This is a genomic window from Burkholderia anthinoferrum (assembly GCF_002925705.1).
Lineage (GTDB): Bacteria > Pseudomonadota > Gammaproteobacteria > Burkholderiales > Burkholderiaceae > Burkholderia > Burkholderia semiarida.
Genome location: NZ_LFZP01000029.1, coordinates 17241 through 38603, shown reverse-complemented (window position 1 = coordinate 38603; position 21363 = coordinate 17241). Strand labels below are relative to the sequence as shown.

Sequence of the window (21363 nt, the reverse complement as noted above, 5' to 3'; positions counted from 1 at the left end):
AACAGTATATCTCAAGGATAGTAGCTGTAGGGTTCTCCTACCCGTGGGGATGATACTCGAACGTGCGTATGTTCCCGACACCTTCGGACATCATGCGGATTGTGCGCCCGACAAATAGTCCCCCCACCACTGCATCATCTTCCGGCGCTCGGGCAGATACTCGGCGTGGTTGTACGCCGCCCGGACGCCGTCGCGCTCGCTGTGGGCAAGCTGGCGTTCGATCCAATCCCGGTTGAAATTGTGCTCATTCAGGATAGTCGACGCGAGTCCGCGGAAGCCGTGTCCCGTCATCCGTGAGTGATACCCCATCCGGTACAGGGCGTACAGGATCGTGTTCTCGCTCATCGGCTTCTTGGAACTCGACCGGCTCGGAAACAGGTACTGGCTATTGCCGTTCAGTTCGCGGAGCCTCGCGACCACGTCCAGAGCCTGCTTCGACAGCGGCACGATGTGCGGCGAGCGCATCTTCATCTTCTCGGCCGAGATGCGCCACTCCTCCTTCTTCTCGTCGATCTCCGTCCACTCTGCAAACCGCAGTTCGCTCGTACGGACGAACGTCAGAGCCATGAATTGGAGCGCCAGGCGCGTCTGCAAGTCCCCGTCGTACGTGCTGATCTTCTGCATCAGTTCCGGCAACTCGGCCTCGCTGACGCGCTTCATGTGCACGACGGTACGGGTCTTCAGCGCGCCGCGGAGGTCGGGCGCTGGGTCGCGTTCTGCCCGACCGGTGGCAATGGCGTATCGGAAGATCTGGCTTGTTGCCTGGATCGTCTTGTGTGCCAGTTCAATCGCATCGCGAGCCTCGATCTTTCGAATCACCGCCAGCAACTCGGGCGCCGTGATCTCGGCGATCGGTCGCACGCCGAGCACCGGAAACAGCTCCCGCTCGAGCAGCTTCATGATCCGGTCGGCGTGTCGCTCGCTCCACGCGCCCTTCCTCTGCTCGTGCCACTCCCGTGCGATGGGCTCGAACGAGTTCGCACGATCGAGGCTTCGCTGAGCCTTCACGCGCTTCTTTTCATGCGAGGGATCGAGGCCGGCGCGCAATTGGTCCTTGATCTCGTCGCGAGCCTTCCGAGCAGCCAGCAACGTCACCGCCGGATAGACCCCGATGGCCATCCGTTTCTCCTTGCCATCGATGCGATACTTCAGCCGCCAGTACTTGGAGCCGTTCGGCATGACCTCGAGGTACATGCCCTGGCCGTCGGCCAACTTGTAGGACTTTTCGCGGGGCTTGGCCGCACGGACAGCGACATCGGTGAGGGGCATTTGAGCGCGGGGGCATTTCGATGCCCCAGATCAGGAAAACTGCCCCCTACGATGCCCCCGGGTTCCGTGGGTGTCAATGGGAAGTTATGGGCAACGCTGGTAACAAAAAGCCCCGCAAGTACTTGACTGGCGGGGCTTTTTAGCCAAACATGGGATTGCTTGGGAGTATATGTGGTGCGTGAGGCCGGACTCGAACCGGCACACCCTTGCGGGCGTCAGGACCTAAACCTGGTGCGTCTACCAATTTCGCCACTCACGCGCATTCCGTCGCCTGACCGCGCGGCACGCAAGATGCGTGCTCCACGCGCCCGGGACTTCACGCCGGCCCGAAAACCGGCACGCCCGATCAGGCGAGCGCGAGATTCTACCCGATCCCTGCGGTCTTGTCTCGCCCTGCCGGCGCCCGTCGTGCCGCGGTGCTAGAATGCCGCGCTCGACGTTTCGGCAACGCGCCGCCGCGCGTCCCCCGAACCCGCCCCACCCGATTCAGCCCGTGAACTTCGACGACTACTGTCAGCAAAAGGCCGCCCCCGCAGGCTCCAGCGTCTACTACGCGCTGCGCCAGGCGCCGCTCGCCACGCAGCCGCGCCTGACCGCGCTGTTCGCGCTGCGCCGCGAACTCGAGGAAACCGTCAAGGAAACCAGCGATCCGACGGTCGGCCACACGAAGCTCGCCTGGTGGCACAAGGAACTCGCGGCACTGGCCGACGGGCAGCCGTCGCACCCCGTCACGAAGGCGCTCGCGCAGCATCACCCGGCGATCGCCGCCGAAGCCGATGCGTTGCGCACGCTCGTCAACGGTTACGGGATGGATCTCGAACAGGCGCGCTACCTCGACTTCGCGAACCTGCAGCGCTATATCGCGCAGGTCGGCGGCACCTTCGCGTCGCTGGTCGCGCGCGCCAGTTCGGCGAATCCGGCCGCACCGCAACCGTGGGCCGCGGACGTCGGCCGCGCGCTGATGCTCGCGCAATTCGTGCAGGAGCTCGGCAACGACGCGCGCCACGGCCGTATCTATCTGCCGATCGACGAACTGCAGCGCTACAACGTAACCGCGGCCGATCTGCTGAACCGCCGCTACAGCCCGGCCTTCACCGAATTGCTGCAATTCCAGACGACCCGTGCGCGCGACGCGCTCGCGGCGGCCGATGCGGCGATCCCCGCCGCCGAACGCCGCGCGCAACGCACGCTGCGCGCGCAGATCGCGCTGGCCGGCGCGCTGCTCGACGAAATCGCGCGCGACGGCTACCAGGTGCTGCACCAGCGCATCGCGCTGACGCCGATCCGCAAGCTGTGGATCGCGTGGCGCGCCGCGCGCCGCCGCTGAGCGGCGCGCCTCACGCCTTCAGCAGCGGCAGCGTGTCGAAGCGCTGCTGCAGCACGCGCGTCGCATCGAGCCCCCACCAGGACCCAAGCACGGTGGCGTAAAGCTGGCGGAAATCGACCGCGACCGGCAGGTTGCCGTTGCCGTCGAGCCGCCCGAGCGCCGGCGGCGCGCCGTACAGCCCGCCGGCCACGCGGCCGCCCATCACGAAGTGCGGCGCGGCCGTGCCGTGATCGGTGCCGTTGCTCTGGTTCTCGCGCACGCGCCGCCCGAATTCCGCATACGTCATCACGAGCGTCTCGTTCCAGCGCCCGAGTTCGATCAACGCGGCGCGCATCGCGCTCATCCCTTCCGCGAACTGCTTGAGCAGCGCGGCGTGCTGCGCCGGCTGGTTCTGGTGCGTGTCGAAGCCGTTGAGCGTCAGGCGCAGCACCGCGACGCCGTCCTGCACGCCGGGCCCCGACGCTTCGCACGCGGCCAGCACCTGCATCGCGGTCTTCACCGACGTGCCGAATGCGCCGGCCGGAAAGGTCGTCCTGAATTCACGCATCCCGCCGCGCGGGCGCAGCCGGTCGGCCGCTTTCACGATGTCGTTCTCGACGTCGATGATGTGCGCGAGCGCCGGGTTCTGCTCGCGCAGCGACGACGGCTCGGCGAGCCGGGCCGCACGGATGAACTGCGCGGGATTGACGAGTGCGATCGCGCGCGCGCCGTTCGACAACGGCCCCATCTCGGCGCTGCCGAGCACGACGCCGTCCGCCGCGAAACCGGGCGGCACGGGCGCCTGCGCGAACGTGCGCGTGAGCCAGCCTTCGTGCAGGTACTGATCCGAGCGCGACGCGGTGTCCCAGATCTCGATCGAGCGGAAATGCGACAGGTTCGGCTGCGGATAGCCGACGCCCTGCACGACCGCGACCTGACCGTCGCGCCACAGCGGCATCAGCGGCGCGAGCGACGGATGCAGCCCCGTCCGCGCGTCGAGCTGCAGCACCTGGTCGCGCTTGATGCCGATGCTGCGTCGGCACTGGTAGTACAGCGGATCCGCGTACGGCACGACCGTGTTGAGGCCGTCGTTGCCGCCCTTGAGCTCAACGAGAATCAGCACGTTCGCATACCCGGCCGCCGGCTTTCGCTCGGCCGGCGTCGCGCCAGCCGCCGTCGCGGGCGCCTGCCACATCGACACGCCGGCGGCGGCCGCGGCACCGGTCAGCGTCAGAAAATCACGTCGGTTCATCGCACATCCTTCGGTTCTCCGCCCGGCGCCTTGGCCGCGGCGGCTGCCCGCTTCGTCATCGTTCGCATCATTTCAGTTGATAGGCCGGATCCATCAGCAGCGCCTCGAGATACGCGCCGCCGGTCGAATCCGTGTCGATCGCGGCGACCGGCGAGAGTTGCAGCACCGCATGCTGCAACTGCAGCTCGGTCGACAATCCCGCGATCGCCTGCGGCCGCGCACGATACTGGCCGAGCCAGCGTTCGAGATCGAAACGCAGGCCGCCGCGCGCCGGCTTCGCGGGCGTGCCGCGCATACCGGCCGACGCCGCGTCGGCCACCGGCATCGCCTGTGCCCGCGCGTTCGGCGGCGCCGGAACCGCACGGGCCGGCGGCCGCATGCCGGCCGTCTCGGTCGCGCGGAACAGTTGCTCGACGAACTGCTTGCGCGACAGCAGCGTGGTGCTGTTGATCCACAGCGCGCCGCCCGGCCAGCCCTTCACGTTCGGCGGATAGAACAGGTTCTGCCCGAGCGTGCGCACGGTGTTCGCGAGCATCTGCGGATCGCCGTACGCGACGTCGAACAGCCGCACCGAGCCGACGACGAATTCCACCGGCGACTTGACGAGCACGCCGCGATTGCGCGGATCCCAGAACGCGTCGGCCGACCACAGCGCGGCGAGCGCCGCGCGAACGTCGTAGCCGCTCGCGCGAAACCGGTCGGCCACCGCATCGAGCGCACCCGGCTCCGGCGTATCGGACACGAACTCGCGCCACAGCTTGCCGGCGATGAAGCGCGCGGTGTCCGGCCGCTTCAGCAGGATGTCGAGAAAGCCATCGCCGTCGAACGGCCCGGTTTCGCCGAGGATCGTCTTGTCGCCGGCATCGTGCCAGTCGGTCCGCACCGCGAAGCGCAGCGTGTCGGGATCGACCGTCCAGCCCGTCATCGCGCGCGCGGCTTCGGTCACGTCGTGTTGCGTGTAGCGCCCTTCGCCGAGCGTGAACAGCTCCATCACCTCGCGCGCGAAATTCTCGTTCGGCCGCCCCTTGCGATTGCTCGCGCCGTCGAGATACTGCAGCATCGCCGGATCCTTCGCGACCGCATGCAGCAGCGTGCCGAAGTTGCCGAGCGCCTCGCGGCGAAACAGCGCGTTCTGCGCGGCCATCGTCTGCGGGTAAGGCACCTTGTCCTGCCCGGACGTGAAGTGCCCGTGCCAGAACAGCGTCATGCGCTCGGTGAGCGGCGACGGCGTCGCGACCATCTCGTTGATCCAGGCCGCCCGCAACGCATCGTAGCGGCGATTGCGCTCGCGCTGCTCGTCGCGCCGCATGTCGGGCGTGAGCGCCTGGCGCTGCGCGCGCGTCGGCGGCGGCTCGGCGAGCCAGTCGGGCCACGTCGTGACGGGCTCGCGCCGCGCATCGCCGAGCGTGTCGGCCACGACCTGCGCGCGCGTCATGCCGACGATGCGCGCGACCTCGGCGGGTGTGGGAGAGAAACCGGTGCGGCTGAGAAAAAACAGCGCGTCGTCGGCATCGAGCGGCGACTGCATGGCAGGCGACGGCGCCGGTGCGGCAGCGTTCGCTTTCATCGTCATGGACTCCCGGAACGCACCGACGGTGCGGATGCCCGTACAACGGCATTCGGCGGCCGAAAGTTGACGGAAAAAGTGCTACGAATTCTTTCCGCGCGGGCATTTCCGCGCACGAAAAACGACGGCACGCATCAGCGCTTGTACAGCTCGCGAACGGCGTCTTCGATGTGCTGGCGCAACAGGTGCCGCTCTTCGGGCGTCATGTGCCCGTCGCGGCGGCGCTGTTCGAGATCGGGAGGCACGGCGGAACGGGCCGTCATGTCGGCGGCGCGATCGGGTTGCGACGCTTTGCCGCGCGGCAGCTTGCGCGACGGTGCGCCCTGCTCGGGGCGCTGCGCATACGCGAAGTTCGACGCATACGGACCGGCAAGTGCGATCGTCAGCATCAGTGCAATCCGGGCAGATCGCATGACCGTCCTCGCTTCTTTGGTCGATTTGTTCCCTTCGTCACGCGGCAACCGGCTACCTCTGGTACTTGAAAAACCCTGCGGAATTCGGGTGTGCAAAGATGAAAGATGGAGTGCAGGGGAGTATCTACCGAATTTCGGCTTCGAGTAAAGGAATCTATATAGCCTGCCTTTACTCGGCGCGACACTACGGGTAAATTTTGTAACCGACTGTAACGCACGAAAATACGCGGCCGTGCGTCAATTCCCATTCGCGATAAGATGCCGATCATGGAAACGAAAAACCCCTCCAAGATTCTCGTCGTCGACGACGACCCTCGCCTGCGCGATCTGCTGCGCCGCTACCTCGGCGAGCAGGGTTTCAACGTCTACGTCGCGGAAAACGCGACCGCGATGAACAAGCTCTGGGTACGCGAGCGTTTCGACCTGCTCGTGCTCGACCTGATGCTGCCCGGCGAAGACGGCCTGTCGATCTGCCGCCGCCTGCGCGGCAGCAACGACCGCACGCCGATCATCATGCTCACCGCGAAGGGCGAAGACGTCGATCGCATCGTCGGCCTCGAGATGGGCGCCGACGATTACCTGCCGAAGCCGTTCAACCCGCGCGAGCTGGTCGCGCGCATTCATGCGGTGCTGCGCCGCCAGGCGCCGGCCGAACTGCCGGGCGCGCCGTCGGAAACCACCGAGGTGTTCGAGTTCGGCGAATTCTCGCTGAACCTCGCCACGCGCACGCTGACGAAGTCCGGCCAGGAAATTCCGCTGACCACCGGCGAATTCTCGGTGCTGAAAGTCTTCGCGCGTCATCCGCGCCAGCCGCTGTCGCGCGAAAAGCTGATGGAGCTCGCGCGCGGCCGCGAATACGAAGTGTTCGACCGCAGCCTCGACGTGCAGATCTCGCGCCTGCGCAAGCTGATCGAACCGGATCCGGGCAGCCCGCGCTTCATCCAGACCGTCTGGGGCCTCGGCTACGTGTTCATCCCGGACGGCGCCGCCTGAGTTTTTTCTTCCCGGTTTCGCCCCGCCCACGGCCCGTCCCATGCGTATCGACCGGCGCCTTCTGCAGCTCGCGTTCGGCGGGCTGTTCTGGCGCACCTTCCTGCTGATCGCGCTGCTGATCTCGGTCAGTCTCGCCGCGTGGTTCCAGAGTTTTCGCGTGATCGAGCGCGAGCCGCGTGCGCAGCGCGTCGCGCTCCAGCTCGTCGCGGTCGTGAAGCTCACGCGCACCGCCCTGCTCTATTCCGATCCCGACTTGCGGCGCGCGCTGCTGCAGGATCTCGAGAGCAACGAGGGCGTGCGCGTGTACCCGCGCGAGAAAACCGACAAGTTCAAGCTGCAGCCCGACGAATCGCTGAACCGCCTGATCGAGCACGACATCCGCAGCCGCCTCGGCGACGATACCGTGATCGCGCAGTCGGTCAACGACATTCCCGGCGTCTGGATCAGCTTCAAGATCGACGACGACGATTACTGGGTCGCGCTCGACCGCGACCAGCTCGACAACGTCACGGGCCTGCAGTGGGCCGGCTGGGGGCTGTTCGCGCTCGCGCTGTCGCTGTTCGGCTCCGCGTTCATCACGAGCCTCGTGAACCGGCCGTTCTCGCGGCTCGCGCTCGCCGCGCGCCAGGTCGGTTCGGGCCAGGCGCCCGAGCCGCTGCCCGAGCGCGGGATGGGCGTCGCGGCCGAAACCAACCGCAGCTTCAACCAGATGGTGCGCGACCTCGAACAGCTCGAGGCCGATCGCGCGCTGATGCTCGCGGGCATCTCGCACGACCTGCGCACGCCGCTCGCGCGGCTGCGGCTCGAAACCGAGATGAGCCCGTCCGACCAGGCGACGAAGGATGCGATGGTCGACGACATCGAGCAGATGGACCGCATCATCGCGGCCTTCATCGACTACGCACGCCCGTCGCAGCGCAAGCCGGAACCGGTCGACCTGTCGTCGATCGCGCACGAAGTCGCCGCGCGCGTGTCGGGCGAGGACGGCGTCGAGATCCGCACGCGGCTCGCGCCGAGCGCGATCATCGAAGCCGACGAGACCGACATGCGTCGCGTGATCGGCAACCTCGTCGAGAACGCGCGCAAGTACGGCCAGAGCAAGCAGGACGGCATCTCGCGCATCACGCTCGAGACGCGCGTGTCGCATGCGCGTGTCGAACTGGCGGTGAGCGACGAAGGCCCCGGCATCCCCGAGGATCAACTGCCGCTCGTGATGCGACCGTTCTACCGCGTCGACACCGCGCGCACCAAGGCGGACGGCACGGGCCTCGGGATGGCGATCGTGCTGCGGCTCGTCAGCCGTTATCGCGGCGCGCTGCGCCTGCGCAACCGCCACCCCGAAGCGGGCCTGGAAGTCACGCTCGAGTTCCCGGGCGCCGGCAAGGCGCGTGCGACCGCGTGACACGCTCGCGCACGCATCTTGCGCGTCACACTATCGGCCCGGTTGATAAAAGCTATGAGGGTCGTTAGTCAAAATCTATTGAAGTGTCTTATTAATAGTGTTATAGTCTTCGGCATGCTGTCACATCATCGTTGCAGCACCGAGGTAGCTTGACTCAGTCTTCTTCCCAACTCACACAGGAGTATCCGCATGAAAACCGTGGGCGATAAACTCGAAGCATTCACCGTCGTAGCCGCGAAGCCGGGCTTCAACAATCATGAGGAAAACGGCCAGTCGGCGTTCGAGACGATCACCGAAGCGTCGTTCCCGGGCAAGTGGAAGATCATCTACTTCTATCCGAAGGATTTCACGTTCGTGTGCCCGACGGAAATCGTCGAATTCGCGAAGCTCACGAAGCAGTTCGAAGAGCGCGACGCCGTCCTGCTCGGCGGCAGCTCGGACAACGAATTCGTCAAGCTCGCATGGCGCCGTGAGCACAAGGATCTCGACAAGCTGAACCACTACTCGTTCGGCGACGTCAAGGGCGAACTGATCGACCAGCTCGGCGTGCGCGACAAGGAAGCCGGCGTGGCCCTGCGCGCGACGTTCATCGTCGATCCGGACAACACGATCCAGCACGTTTCGGTGAACAACCTGAACGTCGGCCGCAGCCCGGAAGAAGTCCTGCGTATTCTGGACGGCCTGCAAACGGACGAACTGTGCCCGTGCAACCGTGCAGTCGGCGGCGCAACGCTGTAAGCGCATCGATGCACGAAGCCCGCGGCGCACGTCCTGCCTGCGGGCTTTTTTAACGGCCAACCCATAGGAGATATCAATGGAATTCATCGACTCGATTAAGGCGCGTATCCCCGACTACGCGAAGGACATTCGCCTGAACCTCGACGGCACGATCTCGCGCTCGTCGCTCGAAGGCACCGACGCGGTCGGCGTGGCGCTGGCGGCGGCCATCGCAGCGAAGAGCACGGTGCTCGTGAAGACGATCCGCGAAGCCGGCGTGCTGTCGCCCGAAGAGACGAACGCCGTGCTGACGGCGGCCGCGCTGATGGGGATGAACAACACGTGGTATCCGTATGTCGAGATGGCCGACGACGCCGACCTGAAGACGCAGCGCGCCGAATTGCGGATGGGCGCGTATGCGACGCACGGCGGCGTCGACAAGCGCAAGTTCGAGATGTACGCGCTTGCCGCGTCGATCGTCGGCAAGTGCCACTTCTGCGTGAAGTCGCACTTTGCGCTGCTGAAGAACGAGCAAGGGATGACCGTCACGCAACTGCGCGACGTCGGCCGCATCGCGTCGGTGATCAACGCCGCCGCGCAGGTGATCGCCGCCGAAGGCGAATGAGCGAATGAGCGGTTGCGCGGCGCTCGCCATACGCGACGCCCGCTTCCAACGAAAATGCCACGCATGCGCGTGGCATTTTTCATTTCGGCGGCGCGGCGTGCGGCGCGAACCGCACGCCGCCACGGCCGGACGTCAGCCGCCCTGCTTCACCAGCAGCGCGGCGGCCTGCGCCTCGATCCCCTCGCCGCGGCCGAGATAGCCGAGCTTCTCGTTGGTCTTCGCCTTCACGTTCACGCGCTCGAGCGGCAGCCCGAGATCCGCGGCGATGTTCGCGCGCATCCCGTCGATATGCGGCGCGAGCTTCGGCGCCTGCGCGATCACGGTGCTGTCGACGTTCTGGATCGCGAAGCCGGCCGCCTTCACGCGCTCGGCGCACGCGCGCAGCAGCACGCGGCTGTCGGCGCCCTTGAACGCCGCGTCGGTGTCGGAGAAATGGCGGCCGATGTCGCCGAGCGCCGCCGCGCCGAACAGCGCGTCGGTGATCGCGTGCAGCAGCACGTCCGCGTCCGAGTGGCCGAGCAGGCCGCGCTCGTACGGAATCGTCACGCCGCCGATGATGAGGGGGCGTCCTTCGACGAGCTGGTGCACGTCGTAGCCTTGTCCGATTCTGAAATCCATGCGTGTTCCGATTGAGAGGAGTGAAAGTCAGGAAGCGTTTTCGGGGCGCGCGAGGATCGCCTCCGCGAGCGCGAAATCTTCCGGGTACGTGACCTTGAAGTTGCGCAGGCTGCCCTGCACGACGCGCGGCGTATGGCCGGCCCATTCGATCGCGCTCGCTTCGTCGGTCAGGTCGTGCCCTTCGCGCTGCGCGCGCAGGATCGCTTCGCGCAGCATGCCGATACGGAACATCTGCGGCGTCTGCGCCTGCCACAGCGCGTCGCGCGGCTCCGTGCGCGCGATCGCGTCGCCGCCGGCCGGCACGCGCTTGAGCGTATCGGCCACCGGCAGCGCGACGATCCCGCCGACCGGGTCATCCTTCAGCGTCGCGACGAGCGTGCGGATCAGCGCCGGCGTGATGCCCGGGCGCGCGGCGTCGTGCACGAGCACCCAGTCGTGGTCGGTCGCGCCGAATTCCGCCAGCTCCAGCAGCCCGTTGAGCACCGACGCCTGCCGCGAGCCGCCGCCGCAGCGACGCACCGCGAAGCGCAGGCCCGCGAAGCGGCGCGCGTCGAAATGGGTATCGTCGGGCGCGAGCACGACGAGCGTCTGCGCGAACTCGCTGCACGCGTCGAACGCGGCGAGCGTGTAGTGCAGCAGCGCGCGGCCGGCCAGCGTGCGGTATTGCTTCGGCACGGCCGAACCGGAACGGCTGCCCGTGCCGGCACAGGGAATCAGGGCGAAAAGTCGGGGAGTCACGAAGGGAAACGCCGGAAAGGTGAAATCGAGAAGCGGATTTTATAATAGGTCTTTCGTCTCGACCGGCGCACCGCGATGCGCCCGTGCACGCCACCCCTGTCGTCCCTATGCCAGATAACGCTTCCACCCCGTCCGCTTCACCCGTTGCCCGCGTCAAGCCCGGCCAGCGTTTCGCCTTCGACGGCGCGCACGGCTCCGCCGACGCGCTCGCCATCGCCCGTTATCTCGCCGACAACCGCCAGGACGTGCCGCTCCTCGCGGTGATCTGCGCGAACGCGGTCGACGCGCAGCGGCTGTCGCAGGAAATCCACTACTTCTCGCCCGACGCGCGCGTGCGCCTGCTGCCCGACTGGGAAACGCTGCCGTACGACACGTTCTCGCCGCACCAGGACCTCGTGTCCGAGCGGCTGGCGACGCTGCACGACCTCGGCGAGGGCCGCTGCGACATCCTGCTGGTGCCCGCGACCACCGCGCTGTACCGGATGCCGCCCGCGTCGTTCATGGCCGCGTACACGTTCGCGTTCGCGCAGGGCGAGCGGCTCGACGAGGCTAAGCTGAAATCGCAGCTCACGCTGGCCGGCTACGAGCACGTGAGCCAGGTCGTGCGGCCCGGCGAATACTGCGTGCGCGGCTCGCTGATCGACCTGTACCCGATGGGTTCGCCGCTGCCGTACCGGATCGACCTGTTCGACGACCAGGTCGACTCGATCCGCGCGTTCGACCCCGACACGCAGCGCAGCCTGTACCCGGTGCGCGACGTGCGCCTGCTGCCCGGCCGCGAGTTCCCGTTCGACGAGGCCGCGCGCACGGCCTTCCGCAGCCGCTGGCGCGAAACCTTCGAGGGCGACCCGAGCCGCGCGCCGATCTACAAGGACATCGGCAACGGCGTGCCGTCGGCCGGCATCGAGTATTACCTGCCGCTGTTCTTCGACGAGACGGCCACGCTGTTCCACTACCTGCCGCAGGACGCGCACCTCGTGTTCACCGGCGATCTCGAAGCGTCGATCCGCCGCTTCACGGCCGATACGAAGCAGCGTCACGCGTTCCTCGCGCACGATCGCGAGCGGCCGATTCTCGAGCCGCAGCGGCTGTTCCTGTCCGACGAGGATTTCTTCGCGTTCGCGAAGCCGTTCGCGCGCGTCGTGCTGCCCGCGCAGCCGGCCGGCGGCTGGGCGACCGCGCTGCCCGAGCTCACCGTCGACCGCCATGCGGAGGATCCGCTCGCGTCGCTGCGCACGTTCGTCGAATCGTCGGGCAAGCGCGTGCTGCTCACCGTCGAATCGGCCGGCCGTCGGGAAACGATCCTGCAACTGCTCGCGGAACATCACCTGCGGCCATCCTCGAACGACGATTTCGCGAGCTGGCTCGCGAGCGACGCGCGCTTCGCGCTCGGCGTCGCGCCGCTCGCGAACGGTTTCGCGGTGCCGGGCGAAGGTTACGCGATCGTCACCGAAACCGAGCTGTACGGCGCGCTCGGCCGCCGCGCGGGCCGCCGCCGGCAGGAACAGGCGAGCAACGTCGACGCGATGGTGCGCGACCTGTCCGAGCTGAAAGTGGGCGACCCGGTCGTGCACGCGCAGCACGGCATCGGCCGCTACATGGGCCTCGTGTCGATGGATCTCGGCGAAGGCGAGACCGAATTCCTGCATCTCGAATACTCGGGCGACAGCAAGCTCTACGTGCCCGTCGCGCAACTGCACGTGATCTCGCGCTACAGCGGCGCCGATCCCGACAGCGCACCGCTGCACGCGCTCGGCTCCGGCCAGTGGGAGCGCGCGAAGCGCAAGGCCGCGCAGCAGATCCGCGACACGGCCGCCGAGCTGCTGAATCTGTACGCGCGCCGCGCGGCCCGCGAGGGCCACGCGTTCGCGCTCGACCCGCGCGACTACGTGAAATTCGCGGAAAGCTTCGGCTTCGAGGAAACGCCCGACCAGGCCGCGGCGATCGCGGCCGTGATCGGCGACATGACGAGCGGCAAGCCGATGGACCGCCTCGTGTGCGGCGACGTCGGCTTCGGCAAGACCGAGGTCGCGCTGCGCGCCGCGTTCATCGCGGTGATGGGCGGCAAGCAGGTCGCGCTGCTGTCGCCGACGACGCTGCTCGCCGAGCAGCACACGCAGACCTTCGCCGACCGCTTCGCGGACTGGCCGGTGCGCATCGTCGAGCTGTCGCGCTTCAAGACCGCGAAGGAAGTGAACGCGGCGATCGCGCAGATCAACGAAGGCAGCGTCGACATCGTGATCGGCACGCACAAGCTGCTGTCGTCGGACGTGCAGTTCAAGCGCCTCGGCCTCGTGATCATCGACGAGGAGCACCGCTTCGGCGTGCGCCAGAAGGAAGCGCTGAAGGCGCTGCGCGCGGAAGTCGACGTGCTGACGCTCACCGCGACGCCGATCCCGCGTACGCTCGGCATGGCGCTCGAAGGGCTGCGCGATTTCTCGGTGATCGCGACCGCGCCGCAGAAGCGGCTCGCGATCAAGACGTTCGTACGCCGCGAGGAAGAAAGCGTGATCCGCGAGGCGATGCTGCGCGAGCTGAAGCGCGGCGGCCAGGTGTACTTCCTGCACAACGAGGTCGAGACGATCGAGAACCGCAAGGCGATGCTCGAGGCGCTCGTGCCCGAGGCGCGCATCGTGATCGCGCACGGCCAGATGCACGAGCGCGAGCTCGAACGCGTGATGCGCGATTTCGTCGCGCAGCGTGCGAACGTGCTGCTGTGCACGACCATCATCGAGACCGGCATCGACGTGCCGAGCGCGAACACGATCATCATGCACCGCGCGGACAAGTTCGGCCTCGCGCAGCTTCACCAGTTGCGCGGCCGCGTCGGCCGCTCGCACCACCAGGCCTACGCGTACCTGCTGGTCAACGATCCGCAGTCGTTGACCAAGCAGGCGCAGCGCCGGCTGGAAGCGATTCAGCAGATGGAGGAACTGGGCTCGGGCTTCTATCTCGCGATGCACGACCTCGAGATCCGCGGCACCGGCGAGGTGCTCGGCGACAAGCAGTCGGGCGAAATCCACGAGATCGGCTTCCAGCTCTATACGGACATGCTGAACGACGCGGTGAAGGCGCTGAAGAACGGCAAGGAACCCGACCTCACCGCCCCGCTCGCCGCGACGACCGAAATCAACCTGCATGCGCCCGCGATCCTGCCGGCCGACTACTGCGCGGACGTGCAGGAGCGGCTGTCGCTGTACAAGCGGCTCGCGAACTGCGAGCACGGCGACGCGATCGACGGCATCCAGGAGGAACTGATCGACCGCTTCGGCAAGCTGCCGCCGCAGGCGCACGCGCTCGTCGAGACGCACCGGCTGCGGATCGCCGCGAAGCCGCTCGGCATCGTGAAGATCGACGCGAGCGAGGCCGCGATCGGACTGCAGTTCGAGCCGAACCCGCCGATCGATCCGATGCGGATCATCGAGATGGTGCAGAAGCATCGCCACATCAAGCTCGCGGGCCAGGACAAGCTGCGCATCGAGACGCGCTCGCCCGACCTCGCGATCCGCGTGTCGACGATCAAGGAAACGCTGCGCGCGCTCGCCCCGAAACAGGGGGCGGCCGTCGCGGCCCGTTGATGCAGCGCCGACGCGGCGCCGATGCGATCCTGACGGGCGCGACGTTGCTGCACCGCATCGCGCCCGGCGAAGGCGGCCGGGCGCGTTTTTGAGTATGATTTCTCATTCATCAGACGGAGTTTTGCCATGTCCACTCCCGACGCGACGGCGCCGTCCGCCGCCACCGAACGCGATGCATCGCTCGTCAGCCTGCCCTGGGTCAAGCAACTCGTGTCGATGGACACGACGAGCCGCGTGCCGAACCTCGGCCTGATCGAGACGGTGCGCGACGCGCTCGCCGCGAAGGGCATCGCGTCGACGATCACGCACGACCCGCGCGACGGCTGGGCGAACCTGTTTGCCACCGTGCCCGCGCACGACGGTTCGACGAACGGCGGCATCGTGCTGTCGGGCCATACCGACGTCGTGCCGGTCGACGGCCAGCAATGGGACAGCGACCCGTTCGCGCCGGAAATCCGCGACGGCCGCCTGTACGGCCGCGGCACCTGCGACATGAAGGGCTTCATCGGCGCGGCGCTCGCACTGCTGCCCGAGATGCAGGCGACGAAGCTCGCGCAGCCGATCCATTTCGCGCTGTCCTACGACGAGGAAATCGGCTGCGCGGGCGCGCCGCTGATGATCGCCGATCTCGTGAAGCGCGGCGTACAGCCGTCCGGCTGCATCGTCGGCGAGCCGACCAGCATGCGGCCGATCATCGCGCACAAGGGCATCAACGCGTACCGCTGCTGCGTGCGCGGCCACGCCGCGCATTCGTCGCTGACGCCGAAGGGGCTCAACGCGATCGAGTATGCGGCGCGCCTCATCTGCCACATCCGCGACATCGCCGAGCGCTTTCGCGCCGAAGGCCCGTTCGACGAACTGTACGACGTGCCGTTCACGACCGCGCAGACGAGCACGATCCAGGGCGGCAACGCGATCAACACCGTGCCGGCCGAGTGCCGCTTCGACTTCGAATTCCGCAACCTGCCGACGCTCGATCCCGAACAGATCTTCGCGCGCATCGAAGCGTACGCGCAGGAAACGCTGCTGCCGCAGATGCTGCGCGAGCATCCGGGCGCCGCGATCGAGTTCTCGAAGATCGCCGCGGCGCCCGGCCTCGACGCGACCGAACAGGCGGCGATCACGCAGCTCGTGCGCGCGCTGACGGCCGACCAGGACAAGCGCAAGGTCGCGTACGGCACCGAGGCCGGGCTGTTCGCCCGCGCGGGCATCCCGAGCGTCGTGTGCGGGCCCGGCAACATCGAGCAGGCGCACAAGCCGAACGAATATGTCGAGCTCGCGCAGCTCGCCGGCTGCGAGCAATTCCTGCGCAAGTTCATCCGCAGCATGTCGGTCGACGCGCACTGACTGCCTCCCGCCACGCCGGCCCGCGTGCGCGGGCCGGCCCACTCCGCCACCCGCCACGTCATGTCGACTGAACAACAGGGCACGGCCCATACGACGATCGACGGCGAGCCGATTCCGACGCTCGACGAGATTGCCGCGCAGCATTTCGCGTTGTCGCCGTGGGTCGCGCGCACGCCCGTATTCGAGCGCGCCGACCTGCCCTCCCTCGAAGGCACGCACGTCAACTTCAAGTTCGAGCTGCTGCAGGCGAGCGGCAGCTTCAAGGCGCGCGGCGCGTTCACGCACGTGCTCGCGCTCGACGAAGCCCGCAAGAACGCGGGCGTCACCTGCGTGTCGGCCGGCAATCATGCGGCGGCCGTCGCGTACGCGACGATGCGGCTCGGCAGCAGCGCGAAGGTCGTGATGTTCCATACCGCAAGCCCGACGCGCATCGCGCAGTGCAAGCAGTACCGCGCGGAAGTCGTGCTCGCGGGCAGCGCGTCGCAGGCATTCGACCTCGTGCGGCGCATCGAGGCCGAGGAAGGCCGCTTCTTCATTCATCCGTTCAACGGCTATCACACGATCCTAGGCACCGCGACGCTCGGCTACGAATGGGCGACGCAGACGCCGGACCTCGACGCGGTGATCGTGCCGATCGGCGGCGGCGGGCTCGCGGCCGGCATGGCGACCGCGCTGCGGCTCGCGAATCCGCGCGTGCACGTGTACGGCGTCGAGCCGGAAGGCGCCGACGCGATGAGCCGCAGCTTCGCGGCCAATCACACGATCAAGATGAGCGCGATGCAGTCGATCGCCGATTCGCTGATGGCGCCGCATACCGAGGAATACAGCTATCAGCTGTGCCGGCGCCATCTCGATCGCATCGTCACCGTCTCCGACGATGCACTGCGCGCCGCGATGCTGTTCCTGTTCTCGCACCTGAAACTGTCGGTGGAGCCGGCCTGCGCGGCCGCGCTCGCGGCGCTCCTCGGCCCGCTGCGCGAAACGCTGCAGGGCAAGCGCGTCGGCGTGCTGCTGTCGGGCACGAACACCGATCCCGCCACGCTCGGCATGCACCTCGCGCACGCGCAACTGCAGCACTGACCACGCGTCGTGCGTGCGCAAACCGACCCGGGGTTATCCCCAGATTATGTTGACAGCCCTGTTGATAACCCGCCGGACAAGCGCGCAAGTGGTTGAGCGGGCGGCGTTTTGCGCGCGCGAAGGTCGATCGTCACGAAATGGGCAGATGCGGCGGCTGGCCGCATGCGCTGCGGTGCTCGCCCTGCTCGCCGGTTGCGCGGCGCCACCCTCGTCCACCTCCCCCGCGCAATCTGCGTCCTGCGCGCGGCCGGGCGAAAGCCGCATGCTGCAGGCCGACCTGCTGTTCGGGCGCGACATCGCCGGGCGCGGCCCCGTCACCGATGCCGAACGCGCGGCATTCCTCGCCGACACGGTCACGCCACGCTTCGCCGACGGCCTCACGTACTGGGACACGCACGGCCAGTGGCGCGACCGCGCGAGCGGCGCGATCACGCGCGAAGACAGTTTCGTGATCCGTATCATCGCCGACGATACGCCCGACACGCGTACGCGGCTCGCCGCGATCCGGCAAGCGTACGTCGAGCGATTTCATCAGCAATCGGTCGGCATGACCGTCGTGCCGGCCTGCGCGTCGTTCTGATTCACCGTCTTTGCCGCCCGGCCGCACGCAAAAAAACGGGCGCCCGAAGGCGCCCGTCGCATGCGCGGAGAACGGCGTATCGCTTACTTGCTCTCGAACATGTCCATGATCTGCTGCTTCTCCTGCGGCGTGACGGGCGGCGGCGCCAGCCCTGCCGCGCCGGCGGAACCGAGGGCGTCGTTCGCGCTGATCGCGTTCTCGGCCGGGTTGATGTCGACGTTCGCGACGAAGCCGTTGCCCGGCGTGCGATCGGCGTAGTACAGCTCGCCGTCGATCGTGGTCAGGCCGTCCGGCATCGGCATCTGCTGCTCGGGCACGCCGTTCAGCGCGGTGCGCATGTAGTTCACCCAGATCGGCAGCGCGAGCTGCGCGCCGAATTCGCGGCTGCCCAGGCTCTTCGGCTGGTCGAAGCCCATCCAAGCCACCGCGACGAGCGACTGCTGGTAGCCGGCGAACCAGCCATCCTTCGCATCGTTCGTCGTACCCGTCTTGCCCTGCAGGTCGTTGCGGCCCAGCGCGTTGGTACCCGCGCCCGTGCCGGCCGTCGCGACCGAATGCAGCAGGCTGTTCATCACGTACGCGTTGCGGCCTTCGATCGTGCGCGGCGCCGTGCTGCCCGCGACCACCGGCTGCGACTTCTGCATCGGCTGGCCGCGCGCGTCGTCGACTTCGGCGATCAGGTACGGGTCGACCTTGTAGCCGCCGTTCGCGAACACCGCGTAGCCGGTCGCGAGCTGCAGCGGCGTCACGAGCCCCGCGCCGAGCGCCATCGGCAGGTACGGCGGCGTCTTCGCCGGATCGAAGCCGAAGCGCTGCGTCACGTACTGCTGCGCGTACTGCGTGCCGATCGACGCGAGGATCCGGATCGACACGAGGTTCTTCGAACGCTGCAGGCCGGTGCGCATCGTCATCGGGCCGTCCGGCTGGTCGTCGTCCTTCGGCTCCCACGCGGTGCCGCCCGGCACGCTCGGCGGGAAGTACAGCGGCGCGTCGTTGATCATCGTCGCCGGCCCGAGCCCCTTGTCGAGCGACGCCGAGTAGATGAACGGCTTGAACGACGAGCCCGGCTGCCGCCACGCCTGCGTCACGTGGTTGAACTTGCTCTTGTTGAAGTCGAAGCCGCCGACGAGCGAGCGGATCGCGCCGTCCTGCGGCGCGATCGCGACGAGCGCGCCTTCGACCTGCGGCAACTGCACGACCTGCCAGCCCGTCTTGCCGTCCTTCAGCACGCGCACGACCGAGCCCGGCTTGATGCGCAGCGCGTTGTTCGCGCGCGGGCCCAGCGCGGCCGACACGAAACGCAGCCCGGCCGGGCCGATCGTCGTGGTCGCCCCGCCGACGAACTGCACCTCGACCGCGTTCGGCGATGCCGACAGCACGACCGCCGATTGCAGGTCGCCGTTGTCCGGGTGGTCGGCGAGCGCGTCGTCGATCGCCTCGTCGCGCTCGTCGCCGGCCGCGGGCAGGTTGATCGACGCTTCGGGGCCGCGATAGCCGTGGCGGCGCTCGTAGTCGAGAATCCCGCGACGCACGGCCTGGTATGCGGCTTCCTGGTCGGCCGAATTGATCGTCGTCGTGACGGTCAGCCCGCGCGTGTAGGTTTCGTCCTTGTATTGCTCGTACATCATCTGCCGGACCATCTCGGCGACGTACTCGCCGTGCACCGCGTATTGATTGCCCGGCGTGCGCACGTGAATCTCTTCCTTGATCGCTGCGTCGTACTGCGGCTGCGTGATGTAGCCGATGTCGAGCATGCGCTTCAGGATGTATTCCTGACGCACCTTCGCGCGCTTCGGATTGACGACCGGGTTGTACGCGGACGGCGCCTTCGGCAGCCCCGCGAGCATCGCCGCTTCCGCGAGCGTGATGTCCTTCAGGTCCTTGCCGAAGTACACGCGCGCGGCGGCCGCGAAGCCGTACGAACGCTGGCCGAGATAGATCTGGTTCATGTACAGCTCGAGGATCTGGTCCTTCGTCAGGGCCTTCTCGATCTTGTACGCGAGCAGCATTTCGTAGATCTTGCGCGTGTAGGTCTTCTCGCTCGACAGGAAGAAGTTGCGCGCGACCTGCATCGTGATCGTACTCGCGCCCTGACGCGCGCCGCCGTGCATCAGGTCGGCCACGCCCGCGCGCAGGATGCCGAGGAAATCGACGCCGCCGTGCTCGTAGAAGCGGTAGTCCTCGATCGCGAGCACGGCCTTCTTCATCACGTCGGGAATGTCCTGGAAGCGCACGAGGCTGCGGCGCTCCTCGCCGAACTCGCCGATCAGCACGTGGTCGGCCGTGAACACGCGCAGCGGCACCTTCGGCTGGTAATTCGTCAGCGCATCGAGCGACGGCAGTTGCGGCGCCATCACGACGAGCGCGTAACCGACGATCAGCGCGCCGACCACCGCGAGCGTCGCGATGAGGCCGACGAACCACAGCGCGACGCGCGAGCCGAACGTGCGGCGGCGCCCTCCGCCTCCGCCACCGCGCTGCTGCGCACGGCGGCCGTCGTCGCGATCGTCGTCATCGGGGTAATAGGCTCCGGACGGCGAACGGCGCAGCGTGTAGTGGGGTTCGTTCCTGTCGGAAGAAGAAGGCGGTCGTTTGATAATTGGCATGTCGGAATGGCGGGCGGTCGTGGCGCCCTCGGACGCATGCGGAAATGCAAGCGGATGAATCAGAGTGGGTGCATCGAGATGCGGCTGTCACGTCGACAGACCCCGCCGCGCGGCGATCCGTTCCCGCGACGTGACAGCGCATTTTAATGAAATCGACCGGGGGCCTTCGCGATTTTTTGTAAAAATTCCCGCAATGGCGTGATTTGCGGCACGTATTGTCGGCATCCTCGGCCTATGATGGACACGCGACACGGCGCGTGCGCACGCGTTTCTTTCAGCCGCGAAAGGTTGGGCGTCCTGATGCACGAGCCGCTTGAACTCGCGCGTTTAAGCCGTATTTAAGTGAACCGGTGGTGTAATATCCGCCGGCTCACGCGGGCCGGAACCGTAGCGGGACCGAAGCGGAACCGTAGCGGAACCGTAGCGGAACCGTAGCGGAACCGTAGCGGGACCAGCTCGCAGCGGGCATTGCCGCGGTCACGCGGCGCCTTTCAACCACGGAGGATTTCATGTCGCTTTTCGACTCTATTTCGCGCACGATCAAAGGCCTGCTGAACGATGCGGCCGATTCGGTACAGGATCCGTCGCGCGACGCACGGCAGATCGTGCGGGAGCTCGACGACAGCATCGGCCGTGCCGAGAATTCGCTGATCGAAATCGAGGCACAGGTCGCCACCCAGCGCAGCAAGCGCGATGCGGCCGACGACAAGGTGAAGAAGTACGAGGACGGCGCGAAGCGTGCGCTGCAGGCCGGCGACGAAGCGCTCGCCCGCGAGGCGCTCGCCGCACAGTCCAACGCGGAAGCCGAGCGCGATGCGCTCGCGGCCGAACTGGCGACGCTCGAGCCGTCGGTCGACAAGCTGAAGGGGCAGATCGCCGACATGCGCCAGCGCCGCAACGACCTCAACGCGCGCTCGAACATCCTGCAGGCCAAGCAGGAAATCGCGCAGGCGAAGGACGTGGCCGCCAGCGCGCTGGGCGGCATCGGCGGCAAGAACCTGTCCGAGGATTTCCAGAAGCTCGAGGACAAGGTCGCGCTGCAGAATGCCCGCTCGGACGCGCGCCTCAATTCCGCCGACACGTCGAGCGGCAAGGCGCTCGAGGACAAGCTCGCCGCGTTGAACAAGGGCCCGTCGGTCGAAGATCGTCTCGCCGCGCTGAAGAAGCAGCTCGATACGCCCGCGCAGTAACCGCCGCCGCGAGCCCCCGCGTCGCGCCCCGGCCCGGGCGCGCGGCGCGAACCGATCGTCAGGAGACGGGCGCCTCGCGCCC

At 67.3% G+C, this 21363-nt stretch carries 17 protein-coding genes and 1 tRNA gene; 10 read left to right on the top strand and 8 right to left on the bottom strand.

What is annotated here, in order from left to right; genetic code table 11:
• Nucleotides 1-90: 90 nt before the first annotated feature.
• Together C5F75_RS08365 and C5F75_RS08360 are read right to left on the bottom strand one after the other, a co-directional pair.
• Nucleotides 91-1269: a tyrosine-type recombinase/integrase gene (locus tag C5F75_RS08365; RefSeq protein WP_104012065.1), complete on the bottom strand. Its 1179-nt coding sequence runs from the start codon at nucleotides 1267-1269 to the stop codon at nucleotides 91-93.
• A gap of 172 nt (nucleotides 1270-1441) precedes the next feature.
• A tRNA-Leu gene (locus C5F75_RS08360) sits at nucleotides 1442-1528 on the bottom strand.
• 234 nt (nucleotides 1529-1762) lie between these two features.
• On the opposite strand from C5F75_RS08360, the gene hpnD reads away from it, so the two are divergent.
• Nucleotides 1763-2596, top strand: coding sequence for a presqualene diphosphate synthase HpnD (gene hpnD / locus C5F75_RS08355; RefSeq protein WP_059585325.1), 834 nt, complete (start codon nucleotides 1763-1765; stop codon nucleotides 2594-2596).
• A 10-nt stretch (nucleotides 2597-2606) separates the two neighbouring features.
• Here hpnD and C5F75_RS08350 read toward each other — a convergent pair whose 3' ends face one another.
• The 3 genes from C5F75_RS08350 to C5F75_RS08340 form a co-directional block, all read right to left on the bottom strand.
• Nucleotides 2607-3827: a DUF1501 domain-containing protein gene (locus C5F75_RS08350; protein WP_059585170.1), complete on the bottom strand. Its 1221-nt coding sequence runs from the start codon at nucleotides 3825-3827 to the stop codon at nucleotides 2607-2609.
• Between the two features lie 67 nt (nucleotides 3828-3894).
• Entirely contained in the window at nucleotides 3895-5394 is a 1500-nt protein-coding gene (locus C5F75_RS08345; protein ID WP_059585324.1) for a DUF1800 domain-containing protein, read from the bottom strand.
• Between the two features lie 134 nt (nucleotides 5395-5528).
• Nucleotides 5529-5807, bottom strand: a complete 279-nt coding sequence (locus C5F75_RS08340) for a hypothetical protein (protein ID WP_059585169.1) — start codon at nucleotides 5805-5807, stop codon at nucleotides 5529-5531.
• 258 nt (nucleotides 5808-6065) lie between these two features.
• Here C5F75_RS08340 and ompR point away from each other — a divergent pair, with 258 nt between their 5' ends.
• From ompR to C5F75_RS08315, 4 genes are all read left to right on the top strand, one after another.
• On the top strand, nucleotides 6066-6800 hold the full coding sequence (gene ompR / locus C5F75_RS08330; protein ID WP_006478565.1) for an osmolarity response regulator transcription factor OmpR: 735 nt from the start codon (nucleotides 6066-6068) through the stop codon (nucleotides 6798-6800).
• Between the two features lie 40 nt (nucleotides 6801-6840).
• A complete protein-coding gene (locus tag C5F75_RS08325; RefSeq protein WP_059585168.1) occupies nucleotides 6841-8202 on the top strand; it encodes an ATP-binding protein in 1362 nt (453 codons plus the stop codon).
• 189 nt (nucleotides 8203-8391) lie between these two features.
• Entirely contained in the window at nucleotides 8392-8940 is a 549-nt protein-coding gene (locus C5F75_RS08320; RefSeq protein ID WP_034207560.1) for a peroxiredoxin, read from the top strand.
• A 76-nt stretch (nucleotides 8941-9016) separates the two neighbouring features.
• Entirely contained in the window at nucleotides 9017-9544 is a 528-nt protein-coding gene (locus C5F75_RS08315) for a carboxymuconolactone decarboxylase family protein (RefSeq protein ID WP_104012064.1), read from the top strand.
• A 132-nt stretch (nucleotides 9545-9676) separates the two neighbouring features.
• Here the strand turns inward: C5F75_RS08315 and ispF are convergent, their stop codons facing one another.
• Together ispF and ispD are read right to left on the bottom strand one after the other, a co-directional pair.
• Nucleotides 9677-10162 carry a 2-C-methyl-D-erythritol 2,4-cyclodiphosphate synthase gene (ispF, locus tag C5F75_RS08310; RefSeq protein WP_059585167.1) on the bottom strand — a complete coding sequence of 162 codons (486 nt, stop codon included), beginning with the start codon at nucleotides 10160-10162 and terminating at the stop codon, nucleotides 9677-9679.
• A 27-nt stretch (nucleotides 10163-10189) separates the two neighbouring features.
• Nucleotides 10190-10900 (bottom strand): 2-C-methyl-D-erythritol 4-phosphate cytidylyltransferase, encoded by a 711-nt coding sequence (ispD, locus tag C5F75_RS08305; RefSeq protein ID WP_059585166.1) that lies wholly within the window; start codon nucleotides 10898-10900, stop codon nucleotides 10190-10192.
• A 107-nt stretch (nucleotides 10901-11007) separates the two neighbouring features.
• Between ispD and mfd the strand changes: the two genes are divergently transcribed.
• The 4 genes from mfd (at nucleotide 11008) to C5F75_RS08285 (ending at nucleotide 17485) form a co-directional block, all read left to right on the top strand.
• On the top strand, nucleotides 11008-14478 hold the full coding sequence (mfd, locus tag C5F75_RS08300) for a transcription-repair coupling factor (protein WP_059585165.1): 3471 nt from the start codon (nucleotides 11008-11010) through the stop codon (nucleotides 14476-14478).
• Nucleotides 14479-14604: 126 nt separating this feature from the next.
• Nucleotides 14605-15825: an acetylornithine deacetylase gene (argE, locus tag C5F75_RS08295; RefSeq protein WP_059585164.1), complete on the top strand. Its 1221-nt coding sequence runs from the start codon at nucleotides 14605-14607 to the stop codon at nucleotides 15823-15825.
• A gap of 60 nt (nucleotides 15826-15885) precedes the next feature.
• Entirely contained in the window at nucleotides 15886-16905 is a 1020-nt protein-coding gene (locus tag C5F75_RS08290) for a threonine/serine dehydratase (protein ID WP_059585163.1), read from the top strand.
• 145 nt (nucleotides 16906-17050) lie between these two features.
• Nucleotides 17051-17485 (top strand): DUF3574 domain-containing protein, encoded by a 435-nt coding sequence (locus C5F75_RS08285; RefSeq protein WP_059585162.1) that lies wholly within the window; start codon nucleotides 17051-17053, stop codon nucleotides 17483-17485.
• 83 nt (nucleotides 17486-17568) lie between these two features.
• On the opposite strand, the gene C5F75_RS08280 is transcribed toward C5F75_RS08285, so the two are convergent.
• A complete protein-coding gene (locus C5F75_RS08280; protein WP_059585161.1) occupies nucleotides 17569-20091 on the bottom strand; it encodes a penicillin-binding protein 1A in 2523 nt (840 codons plus the stop codon).
• A 509-nt stretch (nucleotides 20092-20600) separates the two neighbouring features.
• Here C5F75_RS08280 and C5F75_RS08275 point away from each other — a divergent pair.
• Nucleotides 20601-21281, top strand: coding sequence for a PspA/IM30 family protein (locus C5F75_RS08275; RefSeq protein WP_059585160.1), 681 nt, complete (start codon nucleotides 20601-20603; stop codon nucleotides 21279-21281).
• Nucleotides 21282-21363: the final 82 nt, after the last annotated feature.